At 58.0% G+C, this 20,088-nt stretch carries 15 protein-coding genes; 7 read left to right on the forward strand and 8 right to left on the reverse strand.

Annotated features, from left to right (window positions below):
• Window positions 1-55: 55 nt before the first annotated feature.
• From OIL77_06320 to OIL77_06335, 4 genes are all read right to left on the reverse strand, one after another.
• Complete coding sequence (locus OIL77_06320) at window positions 56-679, reverse strand: HAD family hydrolase (GenBank protein ID HJI45017.1); 624 nt, start codon at window positions 677-679, stop codon at window positions 56-58.
• A gap of 56 nt (window positions 680-735) precedes the next feature.
• Complete coding sequence (locus OIL77_06325) at window positions 736-1,665, reverse strand: helix-turn-helix domain-containing protein (GenBank protein ID HJI45018.1); 930 nt, start codon at window positions 1,663-1,665, stop codon at window positions 736-738.
• A gap of 497 nt (window positions 1,666-2,162) precedes the next feature.
• Window positions 2,163-2,291 carry a very short patch repair endonuclease gene (locus OIL77_06330; protein HJI45019.1) on the reverse strand — a complete coding sequence of 43 codons (129 nt, stop codon included), beginning with the start codon at window positions 2,289-2,291 and terminating at the stop codon, window positions 2,163-2,165.
• Between the two features lie 33 nt (window positions 2,292-2,324).
• Window positions 2,325-3,149 (reverse strand): NUDIX domain-containing protein, encoded by an 825-nt coding sequence (locus OIL77_06335; protein HJI45020.1) that lies wholly within the window; start codon window positions 3,147-3,149, stop codon window positions 2,325-2,327.
• 163 nt (window positions 3,150-3,312) lie between these two features.
• On the opposite strand from OIL77_06335, the gene OIL77_06340 reads away from it, so the two are divergent.
• Both OIL77_06340 and OIL77_06345 read left to right on the forward strand, forming a co-directional pair.
• A complete protein-coding gene (locus tag OIL77_06340; protein ID HJI45021.1) occupies window positions 3,313-4,083 on the forward strand; it encodes an ABC transporter ATP-binding protein in 771 nt (256 codons plus the stop codon).
• Window positions 4,073-6,274, forward strand: coding sequence for an ABC transporter permease (locus OIL77_06345; GenBank protein HJI45022.1), 2,202 nt, complete (start codon window positions 4,073-4,075; stop codon window positions 6,272-6,274). Before OIL77_06340 ends, OIL77_06345 begins: the two co-directional genes overlap by 11 nt.
• A gap of 182 nt (window positions 6,275-6,456) precedes the next feature.
• On the opposite strand, the gene OIL77_06350 is transcribed toward OIL77_06345, so the two are convergent.
• From OIL77_06350 to OIL77_06365, 4 genes are all read right to left on the reverse strand, one after another.
• A complete protein-coding gene (locus OIL77_06350; protein ID HJI45023.1) occupies window positions 6,457-7,488 on the reverse strand; it encodes a 3-deoxy-7-phosphoheptulonate synthase in 1,032 nt (343 codons plus the stop codon).
• A 578-nt stretch (window positions 7,489-8,066) separates the two neighbouring features.
• Window positions 8,067-9,923: an ABC transporter ATP-binding protein/permease gene (locus tag OIL77_06355; GenBank protein HJI45024.1), complete on the reverse strand. Its 1,857-nt coding sequence runs from the start codon at window positions 9,921-9,923 to the stop codon at window positions 8,067-8,069.
• Entirely contained in the window at window positions 9,923-12,289 is a 2,367-nt protein-coding gene (locus OIL77_06360; GenBank protein ID HJI45025.1) for an ABC transporter ATP-binding protein/permease, read from the reverse strand. Before OIL77_06360 ends, OIL77_06355 begins: the two co-directional genes overlap by 1 nt.
• Window positions 12,286-12,735 carry a winged helix DNA-binding protein gene (locus tag OIL77_06365; protein HJI45026.1) on the reverse strand — a complete coding sequence of 150 codons (450 nt, stop codon included), beginning with the start codon at window positions 12,733-12,735 and terminating at the stop codon, window positions 12,286-12,288. The genes OIL77_06360 and OIL77_06365 overlap by 4 nt, the downstream gene beginning before the upstream one ends.
• 550 nt (window positions 12,736-13,285) lie before the next feature.
• Here OIL77_06365 and pflB point away from each other — a divergent pair.
• The 5 genes from pflB (at window position 13,286) to OIL77_06390 (ending at window position 20,049) form a co-directional block, all read left to right on the forward strand.
• A complete protein-coding gene (pflB, locus tag OIL77_06370; protein ID HJI45027.1) occupies window positions 13,286-15,337 on the forward strand; it encodes a formate C-acetyltransferase in 2,052 nt (683 codons plus the stop codon).
• A gap of 85 nt (window positions 15,338-15,422) precedes the next feature.
• Window positions 15,423-15,674: an autonomous glycyl radical cofactor GrcA3 gene (gene grcA3, locus OIL77_06375; protein ID HJI45028.1), complete on the forward strand. Its 252-nt coding sequence runs from the start codon at window positions 15,423-15,425 to the stop codon at window positions 15,672-15,674.
• A gap of 300 nt (window positions 15,675-15,974) precedes the next feature.
• Window positions 15,975-16,985: a LacI family DNA-binding transcriptional regulator gene (locus tag OIL77_06380; GenBank protein ID HJI45029.1), complete on the forward strand. Its 1,011-nt coding sequence runs from the start codon at window positions 15,975-15,977 to the stop codon at window positions 16,983-16,985.
• Between the two features lie 184 nt (window positions 16,986-17,169).
• Window positions 17,170-18,552: a family 43 glycosylhydrolase gene (locus OIL77_06385; protein ID HJI45030.1), complete on the forward strand. Its 1,383-nt coding sequence runs from the start codon at window positions 17,170-17,172 to the stop codon at window positions 18,550-18,552.
• Window positions 18,553-18,597: 45 nt separating this feature from the next.
• On the forward strand, window positions 18,598-20,049 hold the full coding sequence (locus OIL77_06390) for a PTS transporter subunit EIIC (protein ID HJI45031.1): 1,452 nt from the start codon (window positions 18,598-18,600) through the stop codon (window positions 20,047-20,049).
• Window positions 20,050-20,088: the final 39 nt, after the last annotated feature.

A 20,088-nucleotide genomic window follows, 5' to 3' on the forward strand; every position in this document is an offset into this window, starting at 1 on the left:
CCTTCTCGAGGTCGTCGCCCTTGTGGCGTTGGGCTGATAGGGTGGGGCGCGTGGGTTACTTGGTTGTTAGGGTTAGTAGGTCTTTGGGGGTTTTGAGGTTGTAGGTGGCGTTTGGGATGTCTTGGTGTGATCCCCATGCTGCTCGGGCAAAACTGACCCCTGCTGAAGTTGCGCATTGTTCGTCGTAGACGGTGTCGCCAACGTAGATGACGCTGTTGGGGTTTGCGCCCGTACGTCGGAGATATTCGAGCATGGGTGCGGGTGCGGGTTTGTGTTCGGTTGTGTCTTCGACAAGGATGATGTGCTCAAAATACGTATCGAAGCCAAGAGGTGCTATTTCCTCTGCGTATTCGTCGCGCGCACGTGAGGAGACAATGCCAAGATTGCAACCGCTATCGGCGAGTTTTGCGATGACTTCAAGCAAACCTGGAAACACGCTGATGGTGCTTTTAAAGCTGGCGGCAACTTGGCACCAGCGATCCAACGTTGCTTGCGAGTAGATTCCAAGTTTCTCAAGGGCATTCTTGCCGGGTATGCCGAGGGCAAATTCAAGCTCGTTTCGTGGGAGCGTTTTGCCGGTCTTTTCTTGGACAATCTGGGCAAGCGATGACAGAACGCTTTCTTCTGTATCTGCCAATGTTCCATCAACATCAAACACGATATGGTCAAAGTGCTTCATATGGTTGCTCCTATCTGTTGTTTGCCTGCAAGTTTGATGCAGTGACAGAAGAAGGGCTAGCGGGATTTCTGCCTGGTGCTATCGAGATTCTGCCTCGCTGCTCGATAGCTCGAAGGAGTGCACCCCATTTGTTCTTTAAATACCTGGCCAAGATGGCTTGCTGTCGCAAAGCCGCATTGGCGCGCGACTGTCTGGACCGTTCGCGTGGTGTGTGCCAAAAGTTCGCAAGCACGGTTTACGCGGTATGCGCGCAGATATGCCGCCGGGGTCGTTCCTGCGCAAGCTTCGATAATGCGGTAACACTCTCTTTCGCTTACGCCGGCTGCAGATGCTATCTGGGGCACATCTACAGCGGCTGCATAGTTTGCGCGGATAAAGTCCAGGATTGCCTTGAACTGTACGTCGCGGCTGGTCATCCAAGAGGCGTTGTCGGAGGAAAAGAGCGGTTCGGCCTTGGCGTAAATCTGAATCCAGAGCTCTGACAAGCTATTCCGAAGCGCCATCTCGTTCTGCGGCCGTTGAAGGTCGTGGTTAAAGGAACTCTTTAGCAAATCGATAAAGGGCATATCGTCGGGGTTGGTGGGCGACCATTTGAGCACATCGACGCCTCGACATTGCAGCAAGGGATTGATATAGCGCTTTTGAAGGCGTCCCGCGGGATCGCCGAGCATCGACGGCTGAAAGATATGCAACATTTGAATGGCCGGTGCCGAATTGGGTGATTGCAGCGTGCTGTGCAAAACGCCGCCGTTGATAAAGCCGGCGGACCCTTCCTCAAAGCGTACGTGCTCATGAGCCGCGCGCGTTCGATAGTCAATCGCTCCCTGCTCCATGTAGAAAAGCTCAACTTCGGAATGCCAGTGCCAGGGGACGGAATTGCCCGGATAGCGAGCGAATTCTGCGCGTTCGGCAATATAGGGCCAGTCTTCGGCGGTCTCGGGAAACGCTTCCTCGCGTCCTCCGCGGTGCAATTCTATGTGATCCATGTTTCGCATGGCATCAGTATAAAGCGCGATGGGCTTAGATTGCTCTTGCCTGTTCGGGGAACGCCTTGTCTAGGGATGCTTGGAGCTTTTCGAAGGATGCTCGCAAGTTGAGGCTCTGATTGGTTGACCGGTTGGTTTTTGTGGTGGGGGAGTCGAGGAGGCCGTCTCTCTGTGTCGGGGGGAAGGAGAAAAGGTTTGCATGTTTTAGGGATGGCTGCTGTGCTGCGTCATTGGAAGAATGCATGCTTATGCGGCCTCCTCGATGTCCACCAAAAGGTTGCGCACGGGGTGTGCTGCTAGGTCCCGTGCGTTGGCAGTATTATGCCGCGGCTGTTGCAAAGAAGCGCTAAAGAAAGGCTTAATCAGGTTTAATGTAACCATGAAACCGCAGGTCAAAGCCATCGAGTAACACTCTTGAAAGGTTTTGAGCTTAAGGGCTTTCTAAGGTTTGTGACGTGGATGTGGCGCGGACGTGCGGAGCGTGTGAATGCTCGCTGTTAGCGCTGCGGCTCTGCGGCGCGCACCTGCTCGATGACCTTTTCCATCGTGGTGTCGATGCGGTCTTTTTTGAGCTCGCATTCCCAGATGGTTATGGGCGTCCAGCCCATTTGAGTGAGCGCTGCCACGGCGGCGCGATCGCGCTCGACGTTGCGACGGAATTATGCTTCCCAAAACTCAACGTTGCGCTTGGGCTGGCTAGGGTTGCACTTGGGACAGCGGTGCCAAAAGCAGCCGTTGACGAAGATGGCAATCTTGCGCCCAGGAAAGGCGATGTCGGGCTTGCCGGGAACCTTCCATTCCAGGCGATAGCCGGTGAGGCCCGCTGCGCGCAGGCGCTGGCGAACGAGCAGCTCTGGCTTGGTATTGGCGCGCTTGTTGCCCTTCATGGACTTTTTGATGGCGGCGCGACGGCGGACCAGTTCGCGCTCGTCAGCGGAGAGGTCCGAGGTATCGATGCCGTCGAGCAGACCGGGCTTGGGACGCTTCTTGCTGCGGCGCTTAGGTGCGCGCTTGGGTTTGGTGGCGGGTTTGTCGGCTGTGTTGGGCACGGCGTCATCGGCGGAGCTTGTCTCGAGTCGGTCTTCCTTCAGCTCAATCAGGGCATCGATAAGCCCCTTGTCGGCGGGCATCCATTCCACCGTGGCAAGCGAGGCGCGCGGAATCCAGCGGATATCGAGCTGTCGGTCATGTTTCTGAGGCTCATCGGATTCATCGGCGAGCGAGCAGTAGTAGCACTCCATGGAGAGATGAAAATCGGGGTAGTCATACTCAACGGTATAGAAATCGCGCAGGTTGGTAACTTTTACCTGCAGCTCTTCCATGAGCTCGCGGCGCACGGCGTCTTCGGGTGTCTCGCCGCGCATGAGCTTGCCGCCCGGGAATTCCCACAGTCCCTGCATGTCGCCGTAGCCGCGCTGCACGGCAAGCAGCTCATCGGATCCTTCTTTGCGAATGATCCCAGCGGCAACATGAACAGTCTTCAACAGGAGTCCTCTCTCAATATCATCACGTGGCAGGCTAGCTACCCCTACCTTACACAACGGTAAGGCAAGCGTAAGCCATATCGATGGTAGCCGACTCGTCTTCTTGCGACTATAGATGCCGTAGACTAATTGCAAGAAAGGACTCGGTATGCAAACCACGCACATGGCGACCCCGGTACTGGAGGTCGCGCATCTCGAAAAGGTATATGGAGCGCTGGGCAACGTGACCCGTGCGCTCAACGACGTCAGCTTTACCGTCAACCGCGGCGAATTTGTGGGCATCATGGGCGCTTCGGGCTCGGGCAAGTCGACGTTGCTCAACTGCGTGTCGACCATCGATAGCGCCACAAGTGGCACGATCCGCATCAACGGGCAGGACGTAACACGCATGAAGCAGGCTAAGCTTTCGCAGTTCCGCCGCGAGGAGCTGGGCTTTATATTCCAGGACTCCAACCTGCTCGATACGCTCACGGCACGCGAGAACATCGCCCTGCCGCTCACCATCGCCCGCACAAACTCGGCAGAGATCTCGACCCGCGTGCAGGATGTGGCAGCGCGCCTGTCCATCAGTCAGGTGCTCGACAAGTATCCCTACCAGATGTCCGGCGGCCAGCAGCAGCGCGTTGCCGCAGCTCGCGCGCTCGTCACCGACCCCACCATGATCATGGCCGACGAGCCCACCGGCGCCCTCGATTCCAAGAGCGCCCGTCTGCTGCTCGAGAGCCTGGATGCCCTTAACCGCCGCCTGCGCGCCACCGTGCTCATGGTCACGCACGACAGCTTTGCCGCCAGCTACACGAGCCGTGTGCTGTTTATCCGCGACGGCAAGATCTTCACCGAGCTGCGCCGCGGCGACACCGACCGCCGAGAGTTCTTCGACCGCATTATGGAGGTCGTTGCCATGATGGGCGGTGAGGGCTCCGATGCTCTGTAAACTCGCTTGGGGCAACGTCCGCCGCGCCGGCCGCGACTACCTCGTCTACCTTTTGACGCTCACCCTGGGCGTCACGGTCTTCTATGCCTTCAACACCATCTCGATGCAGGTCGACATCGCCGGAATCGATGAAAAGGGCTTGGCGCAGGTTATGGGCAGCATGCTCGGCGACCTGACGTACTTTTTGGCCGGTGTCATGGCCTTTTTGATGGTGTATGCCAATAACTTCATCATGAAACGCCGCAAGAAGGAGTTTGGCCTGTACCAGGTGCTCGGCATGGGGCGCGGGCGCGTCGCCACGATCATGGCGCTCGAGACCGTGATAGTATCGGTCGTGGCCTTTGCCGCCGGCATTGTGCTGGGTGTGGGACTCTCCCAGCTCATGACGTTCTTTACGGCCTCGCTCTTTAAGACACAGATCGCCAATTTCCACTTCTTTTTCTCGGTGCATGCGTTCAACCTGACCCTTGTCTGCATGCTCGTGATGTTTGTGCTCACGCTACTGCTGAACCTCCGCGCCGTGCGTCGTACCAAACTCATCGAGCTTATGGGTGCCGAGCGTCGCAACGAGAGCATCAAGACACGCAACCCCTGGATCGCGATTGCCATCTTTGCCGTGGGTGCGGTGCTTGTGGGCGTGGCCTATTACCGTCTGCTACGTGATGGGTTCCCGCTAACCGCGACGGACAGCAAGCTGCAAGAGGCCATGAACCAGTTTGGTATTACGACCGCTATGGTTACCGTGGGCACCTTTGCCCTGTTCTGGGGACTCTCGGGCATGCTCATCAAGCTGCTGCAGAGCCTGCGCGGCGTGTATTGGCGCGGCCTCAACATGTTTACCGTGCGCCAGCTTGCGGCCAAGGTCAACACGGTGTGCTTTTCGATGGGCGTCATCGCGATGCTCCTGTTTTTGGCCATCACCTCGGTGACGTGCGGTATGTCGATTGCCAATGTGATGAACGAAAACCTGGAGCGCTATACGCCGGCCGATATGTCGCAGACGTATGTCTATTACACGCCCGATACGCTCGACTACTACAAAGAATATGTCAATCCGTCTGAAGCCGACCGCATGGTGCTAGCCGATACAACGGTCGATTTGTACTCCGCATGGCACGGCAAGGGCAAGTCGGCGGACAACAACGACGAGACCGGCAAGAAGGTCAATATCGCCGATGTTGCCGGTGAGCATGTTCAGATCGATTCGTATCTGAGTTACCCGTTTGGCGGTTCGAATCCTTCGGTGTCTGCGGGTGAGATGTGCAAGACCATGGGCGAAAAGCTCCCCAAGGCGCTCGGGGGTAGCAATGCCGATACGATGGGTCTGTTTGTGACGCCGGCGAGCCAGTACAACAAACTGCGCCAGATGATGGGCGAGGAGCCGGTGAGCATTGGCCGCGACCAGTACCTGCTTACGTGTGATATGGGCGGTGAGCTGGGCGACCTGTACACCAAGTACATGGCCGGCGGCCATACCCTCACCTTGGGCGGGCATGAGCTCAAGCCCGCAACCGATAAGTCGGACAAGGACACGGCGGCCATCGCCAACTCGGCGATGGGCAGTAACCCGGGTACCGTCGTCGTTGCCGACGAGCTGTTGTCCCAACTTAATCTGCAGCCGTATTCCAGTAGCCTGCTCGTTAATTACAAACAGGGGATGGATACGACCGAGGCAGACGAGAGCATTAAATACACTTTGCTCGACAATCTGCTCGTTGACGGCAAGGAGCCAGGGTCATGGGGAATCTTCATCACACGCTCCGAGATGTACACGCAAGCAGCGCAAATGAACGGCATGATTAGCTATCTGGCCATCTACATTGGCTTTGTACTGGTCGTTGCGTGCGCGGCGATACTGTCGATCCAGCAGCTCTCCAATGTGGCCGACGGCAGCCGCAGCTATCGTGTGCTGGCGCAGATTGGCTGCGATGACCGCCAGATCCGTCATTCGGTGATGGCGCAGCAGGCGGTGTTCTTCCTGTTCCCGCTGGCAGTGGGCCTGGCGCACTCCTTTGTGGCACTTAAGGTGATTATCGAGCTGGTGAGTACGTTTGGCGACATGAGCATCGGCGGCACGGTGGGTCTCACCTGCGCGATCTTCCTGGCAGCCTACGGCGGCTACTTCCTGGTGACCTACCTCATGAGCACCGGCATGGTACGAGCCACCATCGCCACCCGCTACAGCGAATAGGTGACCTAAAGCAAAGCAATCGCAGGTTGAGCATAAGTCAGCGAAAGCGCCCCTAAGCGAGCAAGGTGACGTGAAAGAGGAGGGAAGCGTACTTCGGTACGCGACCGACGATTGAACGTCAGATTGCCGCCTAGGGGCGCTTGCAGCGTCGAGCCGTTACGCGGTTTGGTAAAACCGCGTAACTAAATACGTTCCGCGATCTCGTGGATGAGGTAGTCGGTCTTTTCCCAGCCCAGACACGGGTCGGTGATCGACTTGCCAAAGACGCCGCCGTCGACCGGCTGGTTGCCGTCTTCCAGGTAGGACTCGATCATAAAGCCCTTGACCAGCTTAGAGATGGACTCGTTGCGGCGGCAGCTGTCGAGCACCTCCTTGCAAATGCGATACTGCTCCAGCGGGCGCTTACCCGAGTTGTCGTGGTTGCAGTCGATGACCGCTGCCGGATTGGCATAGCCGGCGTGCTCGGTGTAGCGCTCGGCCAGGCGCTCCAGGTGCTCGTAGTGGTAGTTGGGGTAGGTACGACCGTCGAGACCGATGTAGCCACGCATAACGGCGTGCGCGAGCGGATTGCCGTCGCACTCGACCTCCCAGTTGCGGAAGATGAAGCTCTGGTGCGCCTGCGCGGCGTAAATGGAGTTGAGCATAACGGTGGTAGAGCCAGCAGTGGGATTCTTCATGCCGACGGGTACCGAAATGCCGCTCGACACCAGACGATGCTCCTGGTTCTCGACCGAGCGTGCGCCCACGGCAACATAGCTCAGCAGGTCAACGAGGTACTGGTAGTTGGACGGATAGAGCATCTCGTCGGCGGTGAAGAAGCCCGTTTCCTCAATAACACGCAGGTGCATATGGCGGATGGCCTTGACGCCCTCGAGCAGGTCGTCGGGAGCCTCGGGGTTGGGGTTGTGCAGAAGGCCCTTGTAGCCGGTGCCCTTGGTGCGCGGCTTATTGGTGTAGACGCGCGGAATGATGATGAGCTTGTCCTTGACCTCCTCGGCGGTCTTGGCCAGTCGGTTCATGTACTCAAGTACCGAATCCTCGCGGTCGGCAGAGCACGGGCCGATGATGAGCACCTTGCGTGCGTCCTCGCCGGTAAAGACTTTGGCGACCTCGGCGTCAAATGCCTGCTTTTTGGCGGTAAGCTCGGCAGAAAGCGGCATTTCCTCGCGGATCTCCATGGGGATTGGCAACTTGCGTTTGAATTCCATGGCCATAGGGGCCTCCTCAATCTATAGAAAGAGCAATAAGCGTATTGTCGAGTGTCCGGAATTATCCGCTGTCGCACGCTAAAGTGCAAGCCCTTGTCACCCCGAAACCTGCCAAAAAGGGACAGGTTTATTTTGGCAGGCTTTATCTGGGGAGACGTCGGCGGATGCCGGGAGCGAGTGGCGCCGCGTGGGGCCCTAAGGCTGTTGTCGGTTCCCCGGGAAACACCCTGTGGGCAAAAAATGCCAAATATGAGTACTGTTGCTAACCTAGTAACATATCCGTCTAGCGAGATAATAGACAAAGTGATAAATATGCTCATTAACGTTGGCAGGCAGAAGCCTGCTAACGGGCGTTTTGATTAATTTGAAGGCGAATAGAGGCCGCAAAGAGGTCGTTTGAGGCGGTTTTGGCTGTTACTAAAAAGGTAACAGTACTCATATTTGCCCTTTTTTGCCCACAAGGTTCGGGAGGGGCCGTCAATGAGGTCTCAGGGAAGGCGCTTCGAGGGCTGCAAAACAAAAACGGGGGCGCAGGTTGCCCTGCGCCCCCGTTCTCGGGCGTTATTCGTTCTCTGCGGCCGTATCTACGCCGCCTCGTCGAACTGCGAGTTGTACAGGTCGGCGTAGAAGCCGCCCTGGGCGAGCAACTCGTCGTGTGTGCCCTTCTCGACGATGTCGCCGTCGCGGATCACCAAGATCACGTCGGCGTTGCGAATCGTGGACAGGCGATGTGCGATAACAAAGCTGGTGCGGCCTTGCATCAGCGCATCCATGGCACGCTGAATAAGCTCCTCGGTACGAGTGTCAACGTTGGAGGTCGCCTCGTCCAAAATCAGCGCCGGACGGTCGGCCAAAATGGCACGGGCGATGGTCACGAGCTGGCGCTGACCCTGCGACAGGTTAGTGCCCTCCTCGTTGATCATAAAGTCGTAGCCGCCGGCGAGCGTATGGATAAAGTGGTCGCAGCGTGCGGCGCGTGCAGCGGCTTCGACCTCGGCATCGCTTGCATCGGGGCGTCCGTAGCGGATGTTCTCGCGGATGGTGCCGTTAAACAGCCAGGTGTCCTGCAGCACCATGGCAAACTCGCCGCGCAGCGCCGCGCGGTCCCAGTCGCGCACGTCGACGCCCTCGACGCGCAGCGAACCGCCGTCCACGTCGTAAAAGCGCTGCAGCAGCTTGATGAGCGTGGTCTTGCCGGCGCCGGTGGGGCCGACGATGGCGATGGTCTGGCCGGGCTGCGCCTCGCAGCTAAAGTCGTGGATGATGGTCTTGTCGGGCGTGTAGCCAAACTTGACACGGTCAAACTCCACGTGGCCGGGGCGCTTCTCGGGAATCTGCGCGTCGGCCTTCTGCTCCTCCTCGGGCGCGGCCAGGAACTCAAACACACGCTCGGTGGCAGCTGCCATCGACTGCATCGTGTTGCTCACGTTGCCCAGCTGCTGCACGGGCTGCGTAAAGTTGCGCACGTACTGGATAAAACTCTGAATGTCGCCGGGCGTGGCGTTGCCGGTCAGCGCCAGCTGCGCGCCCACCACGACGACGCCCACGTAGCCCATGTTGCCCACCAGGCTCATGAGCGGCATCATCAGGCCCGAGAGGAACTGCGAGCGCCAGCCGCTAATAAACAGGCGGTCGTTTTGACGATCGAATTCCTCGATGGACGCCTCGGCGCGGTCGAACACCTGGATAACGTTCTGACCGGCAAAGTCCTCCTCGATAATGCCATTGACGGTGCCCAGGACCTGCTGTTGCTCGCGGAAGTACGGCTGCGAGAAGTGGACCATCACCATCAGGATGATTGCGGCGGCCGGCAGCGTGAGCACGGTGACACCCGTGAGCGGCAGGCTGATCGACAGCATCATGACGAGCACGCCGATGATCTGCGTGACGGACGTAATAAGCTGCGTCACGCTCTGGTTGAGCGATTGCCCCAGCGTATCGACGTCGTTGGTGATGCGGCTGAGCACGTCGCCCTTGCTGTGGCCGTTGAAGTAGCTCATCGGCACGACGGCGATCTTGGCGGCGATCTCCTTGCGCATGCGGTAGCAAATCTTTTGCGTGACGCCGGTCATGAGCCAGCCCTGGATGAGGCTGCAGGCAGAGCTTGCCAGATACAGGCAGAGCAAAAAGCCGAGCGTCTTGGCGATCCAGTTAAAGTCGACATCGCCGGTGCCGTTGACCTTGGCAACCAGGCCCTCAAACAGCTTAGTCGTAACCTGGCCGAGCACCTTGGGCCCTACAATGTTAAAGATGACCGAGCACACGGCAAAGGCGACGGCGGCAAACACGGCAATCTTGTGCTGGCCGATATAGCCGAGCAGCTGCCTCATGGTGCCTTTAAAGTCCTTGGCCTTTTCGCCGCGACGCATGCCGCCCATGCGGCCCATGGGTCCACGCTGACGGGTGGGCTTGGGAATTTGGGTCTTGGTCTCGTCTGCCATTAGCGCTCGCCTCCTTCCGTAACGGCTGCAATTTCTTCTTGGGTAAGCCCCAGTTCCTCGGCGGAAAGCTGCGACTGTGCGATTTCCAGGTACGCCGGGCAGCTGCGCAGTAGCTCCTCGTGCGTGCCGGTGCCCACTACGTGACCGTCGTCGAGTACAATGATCTGGTCGGCGTGCATGATGGTCGCGATGCGTTGTGCCACGACCACGAGAGCGGCGTCGGTGACGTTTTTGGCCAGCTCCTCGCGCAGGCGCGCGTCGGTCTTGTAGTCAAGCGCGCTAAACGAATCATCGAACACCACGACCTCGGGCTTCTTGGCCAGGGCGCGGGCGATGGCCAGACGCTGGCGCTGACCGCCCGAAACATTGGAGCCACCCTGGCTGATGGGGGAGTCGTAGCCGCCCTCGCGCTCGGCGATAAAGTCCTCGGCCTGGGCGATGCGTGCCGCCCGGTACATGTCCTCGTCGCTCACCATGTCGCCGGCAAACTTAAGGTTGCTCTCGACGGTGCCCGAGAACAGGCGTCCCTGCTGCGGGATATAGCCAATGCGGCGGCGTAGCTCGGAAAGGGTCATATCGCGCACATCGATGCCGTCGAGCGAAATGCTGCCGCCCGTGACGTCGTACAGGCGCGGAATCAACTGCACGAGCGTGGACTTGCCCGAGCCCGTGGAGCCAATGATGCCGAGCATCTGACCGGCATGTGTGGTGAAGTTCACGCCGCTGATGACATCGGCGCGGGCGTCGGGATACTGGAAGCTTACGTCGCGGAAGGTGAGCTCGCCGCGCGGCGCGCTGGCAGCAGGCAGTTTGGGCGAGACAGGGTCGTTGATACTCGTGGGGCAGGTGATGACCTCTTCCACGCGCTCGGCTGCGACCTCGGCGCGGGGCAGGATGACCGAAACCATGGTGAGGATCATAAACGCCATGACGATCTGCATGGTGTAGGAGATGAACGCCATCATGTTGCCGACCTGCATCACGCCGTCGGACACGCCCTGCGCGCCAAACCAGACGATAAGCACGGTGATGCAGTTCATGACGAGCATCATGAGCGGCATCATAAAGCTCATGGCGCGGTTGGTGTAGAGCTGCGTAGTCATCAGGTCGAGCGACGCCTTGTCAAAACGTTCGAGCTCATGCTCCTCGCGGTTGAACGAGCGGATGGGCATAAGGCCGTCGAGCAGCTCGCGGGCGGTAAGGTTCACGCGGTCCACAAAGCTCTGCATCTTTTTGAACTTGGGCATGGTGAGGCCCATGAGCACGCCGACGACGGCCGAAACCGCGATGATGGCCACAGCGATGGTCCACTCCAGGCCGGTGTGGTTGGCTAGGACGCGCATGACGGCGACGATGCCCATGACGGGGGCCATCAGGCACATACGGATAAACAGGGTTGCGGCCATCTGGATCTGCTGAATGTCGTTGGTGCAGCGGGTAATGAGCGAGGCCTGGCTAAATTTGCCCACCTCGGCTGGCGAGAAGTGCATAACCTTGTTGAAGGTCTCGCGGCGCAGGTCGCGGGCGATGGAGCAGGCGGTGCGCGAGGCCACGGCACCGGTCAGGATGGTGGCGACGAGCGACACCAGGCACAGCCCAAACATCGTGGTCGCCATGCGGCCCAGGTAGGCGTTTTGCACGTCGGCGGGGTCGATGCCCTGTGCCTTGTACTCGTCCTGTACATAGCTCACGGCGCGCTGGGTGACGATGGAGCCCGACATGGAGCCCATTTTGTCTGCCATATCGTTGGCGCCCTCGACGAGCTTGCCCTGATCGATAAGACCGCCTTCAACGCCCAGACGCAGGCTCTTCATGGTGATCTTACCGCCGTCGGCATCAATCTGCTTTTGCATGTTCTGCGCCGCTGCGGCCTTCTGCTGCATCTCGGCGAGCTGCTCGGGCGTCATCGCTGCCATTTGCTCGGGGGTGGGCATGGCCTGGGCGGCGTTGTTGTCTTTCTCGCTGGACGAGCCCATCATGTCGCCCATGGAGTTGGCGTCGATGCCTTGGTTGAGCGAAAGGACGACGGTCTCGGGCAGGCTCATAATGTCAGCGAGCTTGCTGCCGTCGGCGCGCTCGTCCTCGGTGCCCTTGTACGTGCGAATCCCGTTTTTGTCTGCCTTGCTAAACACGGCCTCCACAGCCTTGGCGTCCTTGGCGCTCATAAAGAGTTCGAGGTCGTCGAGCGATTCGGCGCGAATGGTGTCAGGCACGGGCGAGGCGATGCCGCCTTGCTGTACGCCCACGTCGACGATGTCGCTCATATAGGTAGGCAGTGCCAGGTCGGCGTTGCAGCTGATTACGATGAGTACGATAGCTGTGAACAGTGCCAGGATATGCTTTTTAAAGAGCTTGAGAATCCTCACTCGGCATCTCTCCTTTCTTGATTGCGGTCGATAATTTCGTTGGCACGTCTAAGAAGGCGTACCATCTCTTGGGTATCTGTTTCGCCGAGCTGCTCGAGGAAAGCCGCGGTGCGGTCCTCGAATTCCCGGCGTTTGATTTCGAGATCCTGGAATCCCTTGTCGGTCACTATGACGTGTACGCGACGACGGTCGGTCTTTGAGTGCTCACGCTCAACCCAACCCTTGGCCTCGAGGGCGCGCAAGATATTGGCGATGCGAGCGCTCGAGACCCAGGCGCGATCAGCGAGTTCGCTCGGCGTGAGCGAACCGCCAGCGAGCATGAGGGCGCGCATGACGGCCATCTCGCCGCCGAGGGCTTTGTCCGCGAAGCGCGAAATGCGCTGATGCATACTGCCGAACTCGGTAAGGAGCTGACGCCCAAGCTCACGGAAATCGGTATCTTCCACCGAAAACCCCTAACACTAGAAACTATTTTCGGTGGAAGATGATACCCCTGCACGCGCGCCCTATACGGTAGATTTTGGGACATGCCTAGAAAACTACCTTTAGGCGACCTCCGTACACCGTCGGTGCCGGTAAAGTTTGGGGCAGATCGTTAGGCATGTCCTAAAGCCTACTCAGAGGCACTTTACCCTGCTAAAGCTGGCATAACAGCTAGAGTGAACGTCGTACAAAGGCAAGGAAAAATACCAAACAAATCGGTGAACGGTAGTTGTTCGCGCTCGCATTTCCTGCGGATTTGTTAAAAACGCCCTAATGGTATAAAAAAAGAAACATATAACAGCCCTGATGAAGGGGGTAGCTATGTTATCCTTCTCAAACGGGTGAAATCTTGGGTTTTGGGTTGCAGTTCCAAGGTGGACAAACGTTTTTCCCTGTACCAACGTGTGGTGAAGAACGGAAGAAGCCGGTAGTGCAAGCCGATAATTCAAGAATTCAATAAGCAGCGGTGTGAGAGAGCGCCGCATTACACGTAACTAGGAGCGTGGTTACACAATGCAGGAGGCATGGGAAGGCTTCAAGGAAGGCATCTGGACGGGAGAGGTTGACGTCCGAGACTTCATCCAGAAGAACTACACCCCCTACGAGGGCGACGAGTCGTTCCTCGCCGGCCCGACTGAGCGTACCAAGGAGCTGTGGGGCGAGGTTCTCGACCTGCTGCTTAAGGAGCGCGAGCAGGGCGGTGTCCTCGATATGGACACCAAGACCGTCACGGGTATCGTGAGCCACCCCGCTGGCTACATCGATAACGCCCACCGCGAGAAGGAGACCATCGTCGGCCTCCAGACCGACAAGCCGCTCAAGCGCGCGCTGCACGTCAACGGCGGTATCCGCATCGCTTGCCAGGCTGCCAGCCAGCACGGCTATAAGGTCGATGAGAACGTTGTCGAGCGCTACACCTTCGAGCGCAAGACCCACAACGCTGGCGTCTTCGATGTCTACACCCCCGAGATGCGCGCTTGCCGCTCGGCTCACATCATCACCGGTCTGCCCGATGGCTATGGCCGCGGCCGCATCATCGGCGACTACCGTCGTGTTGCCCTGTACGGCGTCGACTACCTGATCAAGGACAAGGAGGCCCAGAAGGCTTCTACCCCGACGGTCATGACCGCCGACAACATCCGCGATCGCGAGGAGCTGCAGGAGCAGATCCGCGCCCTCGGCGAGCTCAAGATGATGGCCGAGACCTATGGTTTCGACATTTCTAACCCTGCTACCAACACGCAGGAGGCCATCCAGTGGATGTACTTCGCCTACCTCGCTGCCGTTAAGGAGCAGAACGGCGCCGCTATGTCCATCGGCCGTACCTCTACGTTCATCGACATCTACGCTGAGCGCGACCTTGCCAACGGTACCTTCACCGAGGAGCAGATCCAGGAGTTCGTGGATCACTTCATCATGAAGCTCCGCATGGTCAAGTTTGCCCGTACCCCCGAGTACCAGGCCCTGTTTACCGGCGACCCGCAGTGGGTCACCGAGTCCATCGGCGGCATGGGTGTCGACGGCCGTACGCTCGTTACCAAGATGAGCTATCGCTACCTGCACACGCTCGAGAACATGGGCACCAGCCCCGAGCCCAACATGACCGTTCTGTGGTCGACCCGTCTGCCCGAGAACTTCAAGAAGTTCTGCGCCAAGACTTCTGTCGCCAGCTCCTCGATCCAGTACGAGAACGACGACCTCATGCGCGTCTATCATGGCGACGACTACGGTATTGCCTGCTGCGTGTCCTCCATGCGCATCGGCAAGGAGATGCAGTTCTTCGGCGCCCGTGCCAACCTGGCCAAGTGCCTGCTCTACGCACTCAACGGCGGCGTCGACGAAGTCTCCAAGAAGCAGGTCGGCCCCAAGTATCGCGCCGTCGAGGGCGATACCCTCGATTACGACGACGTTGTGGCCAAGTACAACGACATGATGAAGTGGCTCGCCGGCGTGTACGTCAACTCGCTGAACATCATTCACTACATGCACGACAAGTATTGCTACGAGCGCATCCAGATGGCTCTGCATGACAAGCACGTGCACCGCTGGTTCGCTACGGGCATCGCTGGCCTTTCCGTCGTGGCTGACTCCCTGTCCGCCATCAAGTACGCCAAGGTCCACCCTGTCCGTGATGAGAACGGCATCATCGTCGACTTCGAGACCGAGGGCGAGTTCCCCAAGTACGGTAACGACGACGACCGCGTCGACCAGATCGCTCACGACGTTGTGCACCAGTTCATGGAGTACATCCGCATGAACGACACCTACCGCAACTCCGTGCCCACGACCTCGGTTCTGACCATTACTTCCAACGTCGTGTACGGCAAGAAGACCGGCTCCACCCCCGACGGCCGCAAGGCTGGCCAGCCGTTCGCCCCGGGTGCTAACCCCATGCACAAGCGCGATAGCCACGGCGCCATCGCTTCGCTGTCTTCGGTTTCCAAGCTCCCGTTCCGCGATGCTCAGGACGGCATTTCCAACACCTTCTCCATCATCCCGAGTGCGCTCGGCAAGGAGGACCAGGTGTTCTTTGGCGATATCGACCTTGATCAGCTGGGCGAGTAACTATTGTTAGTGCTATACTAACAATAACGATTACTGATTAGCGCGCCGGTTTCGGCCGGCGCCTATCAATCGAAGGAGACACATTATGAAGGTTTCTGAAGTTTCCGAGACTCAGGCCGATAACCTGGTCCACATGCTCGACGCTTACGCCGAGAAGGGTGGCCACCACCTGAACATCAACGTCTTCAACCGTGAGACGCTGCTCGACGCTCAGGCTCACCCCGAGAAGTACCCGCAGCTGACCATCCGCGTTTCCGGCTATGCCGTGAACTTCCACACGCTCACCAAGGAGCAGCAGGACGAGGTCATTGCGCGTACCTTCCACAACAAGTTCTAAAGGGGTTTAACTCCCGCAGGATCGCCGGGCCGTCTTGGGTTACTTTCCAAAACGTCCTCGGACATGCAAAGGGCTCCGCTGCGCGCTTCGCGCGGCGGAGCCCTTTGCGTCCTGCGGGATGTTTTGGAAAATAACCCAAAACCGGCCATGTGGGGTCCTTTGGAGTCACCCTTTAGGCGGAACTCTCCTAATTATTTGGATGAGTCGTTTACTTACTTGTACTGTTACCGTCTTCCCGCTCTTGTTGGGGTATGCTTTGTTCGTATGTAAACGTATGACATGTTGATGGGGGAGGGTGCTATGGCTCGCGAGAGTTCTCGTTCTAAGGATACGGCTAAGCCTGGCATCAAGGAAGTTGCGGCGGTGGCGGGGGTTTCGCCTACTACGGTATCTCGCGTGCTTAATAATCGCGGCTATATTAGCCAAGAGACCCGCGATAAGGTCCATGCCGCGATGAAGCGCATCAACTATACGCCCAACGATATCGCCCGTGCCATGCTCAACGGTCGCCTGAATCTTATCGGTATGATCGTCCCCTATGTCAGCAGTCCGTTTCATGCCCAAGTGGTTCAAGTCATTGAGCATACCCTGGCCGAAAACGGTTTTAAGATGCTGCTGTGCAATAGCGCCAATCGACCCGAGCTTGAGCGCTCTTATATCGACATGCTTCGACGCAATATGGTTGATGGCGTCATCGTCAACTCGCTTAATATCGGTGCCGAGGCGTATGCCGAGATGGGCTTGAGTCTGGTTGGTATCGACTGCGACCTTGGCGAAGCCTCTGTTCAGATTGCGAGCGACAGCTATAGCATCGGCGAACTTGCCACGCGTCGCCTGATCGATGACGGATGTTCACGCATCCTGTGCCTGCGCAGCAATAGCCGCATGCGCATGCCTGCCAATAAGCGTACCGATGCCTACCTCGATGTTGTTGAGCAGGCCGGTTTGCCCGCGCTTGTCCGTGAGGTTGAGTTCGTTAAGCCCGACGACGAAAAGAGCGCGGTCGTTGCGAAGATCCTCGATGAGAACCCCGATATTGACGGCATCTTTGCGGGAGACGACACGATGGCGGCTATCTGTCTTAACGTGATGAAGCAGCGCGGCTTGAGCGCTCCGGGCGATATTAAGGTCGTGGGCGCGGATGGTGCCCGCCGCACTATGACGTTTATGCCTGACTTAACAACCGTACGCCAAGATATCGATCGCATCGGAGAGCTCGCGGCGCAATCCATCATTGCTCTTATTAACGGCGAAAAGCCCGAATCGAATATCAAGCTCCCCGTTGAACTCATTGAGGGTAAAACCGCGTAGTTCATCCCGTGCCAAAAGAATTCCTCAAACACCTCTGATGACCGTTCGCCGGCATATGTCAACCGTTTGCCGACGACTAGAACTGCGAAAAGACGTATTGGTGTGAAAACGTTTGACATATGAAAACGATTGACATATCTTGCAGTTGTACCGAGTTAGTATCTCGTGAGAAAGGAAGTCTCGGATGCACAAGGTGTATTACCAGCCTGAGGGAATTTGGGTAGGCGACATCATGCCGTACGGCGAGGACGGCACGTTCTATCTCTATCATCAGCGTGACACGCGAAACCCCGGACCTTTCGGAGAGCCGTTTGGCTGGGCACTCGCGACAACCAAGGACTTCGTCAATTACAAAGACTTTGGCGAGAGCCTTGAGCGTGGCGGCGACGAGGAAGTCGACCAGTATGTTTATGCCGGCACGGTGTTTAAGGTGGGCGACAAGTACCATGCGCTCTACACTGGTTGCAATCGCGATAAGGTCAAGGCACGCTTGATGAAGCAGGTTCTTCTTCACGCAACGAGTGACGACGCCGTCAAGTGGGAGAAGAACATCGCCGAGACGCTGCTTCCGCCCCAGGAGGGTTACGATGACCGCAACTGGCGCGATCCCTTTGTGCTTTGGGATGAGGAGAACGAAGAGTACATGCTCATCCTCGGCACGCGTGTGGGCGAGGACAAGCGTCTGATGACCGGTCGTCTGGTCAAGTTCACCTCCAAGGACCTGGATACCTGGGAGTTCCAGGGCGACTGGTGGAATCCGGGCCTGTACACCATGTTCGAGATGCCTGATCTCTTTAAGATGGGCGACTGGTGGTATCTGGTGTTCTCCGAGTACAGTGATGGCAACAAGACCCGTTACCGCATGTCTCGCTCTATCAACGGTCCTTGGATCACTCCTGCGGACGATTCCTTCGATGGCCGCGCGTACTATGCCGCGCGTACCGCATTTGATGGTGAGCGCCGCGTTCTCTTTGGTTGGGTTCCTACGCGTGACGAGGGCGGTGACCCCAGCTCTTACCTGTGGGGTGGCACCTTTATGCCCCTCGAGATCGTTCAGCGTGCCGACGGAACGCTCGGCACCAAGCTCCCCGACAGCATGCTTGGCGCCTTTGGCGAGGGCAAGGCTGTCGAGACCTTTGAGCTTTCCTGCGAGTCGGGCAAGGTCGAGCAGGTGCTCGCCGCGGATGCCGGCTCCACCTACTTGCTCGATGCCGACATTGAGCTCGGCGGTAACGCTGCCGGCTTCTCGGTCAAGTTCGCCGAGGACGCCGAGACTGGTCTTGCCTATGAGTTCCGCGCCAACCTGCGCGAGGGCAAGCTCGAGTTCACGCCGGCTCCCCAGTACCCGTGGTTCCAGGTCAACAACATGGGCCTCGAGCGTCCGTTGTTCTTTAAGGGCGAGGGCACTCACCATGTGCGTCTGGTCGTCGACGACGACATCGCGACCATCTTTGTCGATGATGTTGCGCTCAACGCTCGCTTCTGCAACAAGCAGGGCCAGGGTGTGGCGCTTACCGTCACCGACGGTGCGCTCAAGTGCGCAAACGCAACGATCGCGTCTCTGTAGCGGCAACGAACCGTTTTATGATTTAGAAAAGGAATGGAGAGGAACATGGACTACAAGGCAGTGTCCCAGCAAGTCGTCGACAACGTCGGCGGACTGGAGAACATCGAGGGCGCCACGCATTGCGTGACCCGTCTGCGTCTGGTGCTCAAGGATACGAGCAAATACAACAAGGCCGAGCTCGAGAACATCGATGGCGTCAAGGGCGTGCTGTACAACAGCGGCCAGCTCATGATCATCTTCGGTACCGGTACCGTCAACAAGGTTTACGATGAGTTTATGGCTCTGACGGGCGTTAAGGAGATCAGTGCTTCCGAGGTCAAGGGCGCCGAGGCGGACAAGAAGGGCAAGTTCTTCTCGGTCCTCAAGGTATTCTCGGACATCTTTATCCCCATCATTCCCGCCTTCGTCGGCGCTGCAATCATCATCGGCCTTAAGTCGCTGATCGTTGCCAACGGCCTCTTTGGCATGGAGGGCAGCCTCGCCGATCACAGCGAGTTCCTCAAGAACCTCGCAAGCTTCTTTGCCATTATCGCCACCACGTTCGACTACCTGCCTGTCCTGGTTATGTACAGCGCGGTCAAGCGTTTTGGCGGTAACCCGATCCTGGGCATCCTCGTCGGTATCGTCATGGTTCACCCGAGCCTTATGAACCGCAACACGTTCGTTATGGACCCGACGGGTGCTGAGTACTGGAACTTCGGTCCGCTATCCATTCCCATGGTTGCTTTCCAGGGTGGCGTGTTCCCTGCAATCCTGACTGCCTGGTTTATGGCCAAGGTCGAAAAGATTGCCCAGAAGTACATCCCCGAGGTCGTTTCGTTCGTCTTTGTCCCGACCGTTACCCTGATTCTTGCTAACGTCGCCCTGTTCACCGTGTTCGGCCCGCTCGGCAACCTGATCGGCGACGTCCTCGCCGGCGTAATCGATATCCTGTACAACAGGATGGGCGTCTTTGGTGCCTTTGTCTTCGCCGCGTTCCTGCAGCCGCTTGTCGTTACCGGTACGCATCAGTTCATCCAGGGTATCGAGGCAAACCTCGTTGCCACGACTGGCTTCAACTACATCCAGGCCATCTGGTCGGTTTCCATCATCGCCCAGGGCGGCGGCGCCATCGGCATGTACCTCATTCACAAGAAGCATTCCAAAGAGCGCAACATCTGCATGTCTTCCTTTATCCCGACGCTGGTCGGTATCTCCGAGCCCGCTATCTTTGCTGCAAACATGCGCTACTCGATTATTCCGTTCATCTGCGCATGCATCGGTGCAGGCTGCGGCGGTGCCTTCGTCAAGCTCTTTGAGGTGCGCGCTATCGGTCAGGGTCTGACCGGCGTGCTTGGCCTGCTCATCGTCACGCCCGAGACCCTCGTGTGGTATGTGGCTGGCAATCTCATCGCCTTTATCGTGCCGATCGTCTTGATCTTTGCCTACAACAAGGCAAAGGGCGTTCCGACCACCGATGAAGAGGGCGCTGGCGCTGGCTTCGATGTAAGCTTCTAGTTGAGCCGCTCAGTGTAATGTGCGGATAAGTCCATTTGA

It is taken from the genome of Coriobacteriaceae bacterium (genome assembly GCA_025993015.1).
Classification (GTDB): Bacteria; Actinomycetota; Coriobacteriia; order Coriobacteriales; family Coriobacteriaceae; genus Collinsella.